The sequence below is a fragment of the Gloeocapsopsis crepidinum LEGE 06123 genome (assembly GCF_015207655.1).
Lineage (GTDB): Bacteria > Cyanobacteriota > Cyanobacteriia > Cyanobacteriales > Chroococcidiopsidaceae > Gloeocapsopsis > Gloeocapsopsis crepidinum.
Map to the genome: position 1 here is coordinate 1 of NZ_JADEWN010000129.1, position 3667 is coordinate 3667.

The window sequence follows — 3667 nt, forward strand, 5'->3', positions numbered from 1 at the left end:
CCTATGCCACTGAGGTTCAAAATATGTGCAAAAATCATCGACCTCACAAAACAATGCTTCTAAACTAGACATAGGACGGGGCGCTGAATGGTTTAACTTAATTTCAGCTTACTTGCCCCCTCCTTTTCTTATCCCGAACTGACGTTCTATTAGTAAGTCCAAGGAGGTGGACTTTGTTTGTTTAGCTGTGAATTCATTCGCCAGCGCATTCTTATTGATTCTTCAGTTGAGTCACAAACATCTGCGTGAGAACCTGATACGCACTGTCGAGATCAAATTCTGGATCTGCAAGTTTTTGAAGTGCCAAGCCATCAAAAGATGCAAGTAACACAGCAGCTACAGCTTCGGGATTGGCGATCGCTTCTCCAGCAATTTGCCGCACTAGACGAGCAATACATTGCCGCCCTGTGGAAAGCATCAGGCTAGTCGCGTTATGAAAGTTAGAATTGCGTAAGCCAAGAGCAAACAACTCACATCGCAAACGAAACCACTCTGGTTCACTAGTAACGCGCTGCTTAGGCTCTGTAAACGTGACTTCTTGCAACTGCTCTTTAGTTAATTCATTGCACCATCGCTCAACTTCCTTGACATATCGTTCTCCAGCCTCAATTAAGACTTCCTGAAGCAGTTGATCTTTACTCTCGAAGTAGTAGTGAATTAAACCTGGAGCAACACCAGCTGCACCCGCAATTTCTTTCATCGTGGCTGAATCATAGCCTTTTTCAGCTAAAAGTTGATAAGCCGCTAAGACAATTTGAGCACGATTATCTTGGTTTTTGAGAGTAGAATTCTTACGCAGACACGCCTCCTGGTTGGTTGTTCAACCAAATAATAACCCATAGCTTATTTTTCCGCAACCCCAAAAGCGGTTAGTTGATGTATTGTTACCGAATTGATGTCAGTGTAGTTGTATAGCTAGTCAGTCTAAGAATCCTTAGTAACAAGATCGACGGTGTTGTAGCGATTCATCGCTTTTTCTACTCCCTGCTTTAAACACAGTTCAACACACTCAACTACTAATGGTAAAAGTTTACTCACAACTTGATTTTCTGTTGGAGAGAATCGTCCTAAAACATGAGAAATTGTTTTACCGTTGTTGCTGACAGCTTGGTCTGGCTTACCAATGCCAATACGCAAGCGGGAGAAGTTTTGCGTACCGAGGTGGGCGATCGCACTTTTCATGCCATTATGTCCCCCAGCCGAACCTGATAGGCGCAACCGCATTTTTCCTACAGGTAAATCCATGTCATCGTAAATCACTAAAATCGACTCTGGAGGCAGTTTATACCAATCAGAAACTGCACGGATTGCCTGACCTGAAAGATTCATATAAGTCAGTGGTTTCAGTAAGCGAATTTTTTCACGGTTTGGGCTTATACCTTCACCGAATTCTCCCTGAAACTTGCGATTTTCTGATAAGGGGATATTCCAGGAACGCGCTAAAGCATCCACAGCCGCAAAGCCGATGTTGTGTCGAGTTTGTTCGTATTTAGGTTCTGGATTCCCCAATCCGACAATTAGTTGAGGAATAACTACTGATGGTGCAGCAGTTTTTGTCATGACTAGCTTGTTTCTATTGTGATGAAGCTGTGTTGTTTTCTGAAGTTTCAGCCGCTGCGATTTGCTTTGGTTCCAATTGTGCTGTTGTCTGTACAGCTTGCTCAATTTGTTCGGCTTCACGCTTGAACTCATTTTCAAACTCTTTAGAAGCTTCTTGAAATCCTCGGACTGCTTTACCCATACTACGACCAATCTCTGGTAACTTTTTAGGACCAAAGATTAACAGTGCCACAATCATGATTAAAGCCATTTCTGGTAAACCTATTCCAAAAATATTCACTGCACATTCTCCTTTGTTTAACAATTGTGACCTTTGTCTCAGGTAAGATGCCTGGTTTCACTAGTCACTATCCACTAGCCACTAACTACCCAGTCTCCAGTATAAATCTTCATAAAAAAACCCCGTCAAGTCGGGGAAATAAAAGGATCATTCCAGCTTTGTTACAAAAGAGATTAACCACCCATGTTTGTCCAATCTGGAGAAATATCTGGTCTTTCAAAGAGCAGCGAAGAGTTGTAGATTTGCAGAATAATCAGCAGAAATACGAAAAATAACACCATAAATACTGCCATTAGTGGCGTTGTTCCCCAACCACGGGTCACTTTACCATACTCAGAATTCAAGGGTTTGAGAATATCTCCCAACCAAGTCCGTTGTGCCATGAGTCACCTTAAGATTCGTTGCAACAGCATTTTTTAATCTTCTGTAATATTCTATAGGAATAGCACTCATAATTTTAATCTAGCCCATGGAACCCGCAACAGTTCTTAGCATTTCACTGGCTGCAATTGTTATCGCGATTACAGCGTTGTCGATTTATACCTCGTTTGGCCCTCCTTCTAAGGAATTAAGCGATCCTTTTGAAGACCATGAGGATTAAATCACGCTTGGTTTAGAGGACGTTTGAGCGCGAGTGTCAATCCATCAGCGATCGCTACTAAACTCAGTGCGACTCGCTGATCGCAATGCAGGAATTGATTCAACTCTCGAATCGCGATTGTATATACATCATCATCAAAATTCGGATCGATGACTCTGCCACACCAAAGAACGTTGTCAATGGCGATCAATCCACCTGGACGGATGAGTTGCAGGGATTTCTCATAATAATCTCTGTACTCGACTTTATCAGCATCAATAAAGACAAAATCAAATGTTTCTGCCTGTCCATCCAGCAGCAGTTGCTCCAGCGTTTTGATCGCAGGTGCAATGTGCAAGTCAATTTTATGCGTGACACCTGCGGCTTGCCAGTAGCGACGCGCGATCGCGGTATCCTCTTCACTTGTATCACAGGTAACTACGATTCCATCTTCGGGTAACGCCAGTGCCAACCACAGCGTGCTGTATCCCGTGAATGTACCGATTTCTAGCGTTTTCTTGGCTCCAATAAGCTGCACAAGCAATGCCATAAACTGTCCTTGATCAGGAGAAATTTGCATATCGCCTTCAGGATGTTGGGCGGTTTCTTGCCGCAGTTGGGACAAAATTTCGGTTTCGCGTAGGGAAACAGAGAGCAAGTAGTCGTAGAGATCAGGTTGGAGTTCTCCAGCAGCGTCGGTGACGAGGGTTTTGTTTGACATAGTGGTGTGCTTTTACAATAAAGATATAAAGATGCAGCAATGACCGCAGAGGACAAGGAGGGCGATTCATCATTTTGACCCCTCCCAACCTCCCCTTACCAAGGGGAGGTGCCGTAGGCGGTGGGGTGAATTCTATGCAACATTACGAAGAATTGGTATAAATTAAGTCGAGCGGAGATTAGAGCGATATTGCGACTGGATTTGACTCAAGAAGAACGAGAATTAGTGCTGCAACGGGAGTGATTGGGCTTCGCACACACTGCGTGAACGCTGATTCTGCGACAACTCACGAAAAAGCTGGGGAAATCGGATAAATCAATGCGGGAGCGTGTCTCTACCTTCTCTTTTGAGCAACTCGAATTATTGGGTGAAGCCTTGTTAACGTCAGTTCGGGATAAAAAAAGGAGGGGGCAAGTAAGCTGAAATTAAGTTAAACCATTCAGCGCCCCGTCCTATGTCTAGTTTAGAAGCATTGTTTTGTGAGGTCGATGATTTTTGCACATATTTTGAACCTCAGTGGCATAGG

At 43.7% G+C, this 3667-nt stretch carries 7 protein-coding genes; 2 read left to right on the forward strand and 5 right to left on the reverse strand.

All coding sequences use genetic code 11. From position 1 onward, the window contains the following. Positions 1 to 211: 211 nt before the first annotated feature. The 4 genes from IQ230_RS26005 to psbH all read right to left on the reverse strand — a co-directional run bounded on the left by IQ230_RS26005 (position 212) and on the right by psbH (position 2223). Positions 212 to 799, reverse strand: a complete 588-nt coding sequence (locus IQ230_RS26005) for a TetR/AcrR family transcriptional regulator (protein WP_228055443.1) — start codon at positions 797 to 799, stop codon at positions 212 to 214. Positions 800 to 924: 125 nt separating this feature from the next. Further along, the gene (gene pth, locus IQ230_RS26010) at positions 925 to 1560 is read right to left on the reverse strand and encodes an aminoacyl-tRNA hydrolase (RefSeq protein WP_193935068.1); all 636 of its coding nucleotides are present in this window, start codon (positions 1558 to 1560) and stop codon (positions 925 to 927) included. A gap of 13 nt (positions 1561 to 1573) precedes the next feature. Continuing rightward, the gene (locus IQ230_RS26015; protein ID WP_193935069.1) at positions 1574 to 1840 is read right to left on the reverse strand and encodes a TatA/E family twin arginine-targeting protein translocase; all 267 of its coding nucleotides are present in this window, start codon (positions 1838 to 1840) and stop codon (positions 1574 to 1576) included. Between the two features lie 173 nt (positions 1841 to 2013). Next, positions 2014 to 2223 (reverse strand): photosystem II reaction center phosphoprotein PsbH, encoded by a 210-nt coding sequence (gene psbH / locus IQ230_RS26020; RefSeq protein WP_099699992.1) that lies wholly within the window; start codon positions 2221 to 2223, stop codon positions 2014 to 2016. Positions 2224 to 2309: 86 nt separating this feature from the next. Between psbH and psbN the strand changes: the two genes are divergently transcribed. Further along, positions 2310 to 2441 carry a photosystem II reaction center protein PsbN gene (psbN, locus tag IQ230_RS26025; protein WP_015188789.1) on the forward strand — a complete coding sequence of 44 codons (132 nt, stop codon included), beginning with the start codon at positions 2310 to 2312 and terminating at the stop codon, positions 2439 to 2441. A gap of 1 nt (position 2442) precedes the next feature. Here psbN and IQ230_RS26030 read toward each other — a convergent pair whose 3' ends face one another. Further along, positions 2443 to 3141 carry a class I SAM-dependent methyltransferase gene (locus tag IQ230_RS26030; RefSeq protein ID WP_193935070.1) on the reverse strand — a complete coding sequence of 233 codons (699 nt, stop codon included), beginning with the start codon at positions 3139 to 3141 and terminating at the stop codon, positions 2443 to 2445. 276 nt (positions 3142 to 3417) lie between these two features. On the opposite strand from IQ230_RS26030, the gene IQ230_RS28075 reads away from it, so the two are divergent. Continuing rightward, positions 3418 to 3564, forward strand: coding sequence for a DUF4351 domain-containing protein (locus IQ230_RS28075; protein ID WP_228055447.1), 147 nt, complete (start codon positions 3418 to 3420; stop codon positions 3562 to 3564). The last annotated feature ends 103 nt before the right edge of the window (positions 3565 to 3667 follow it).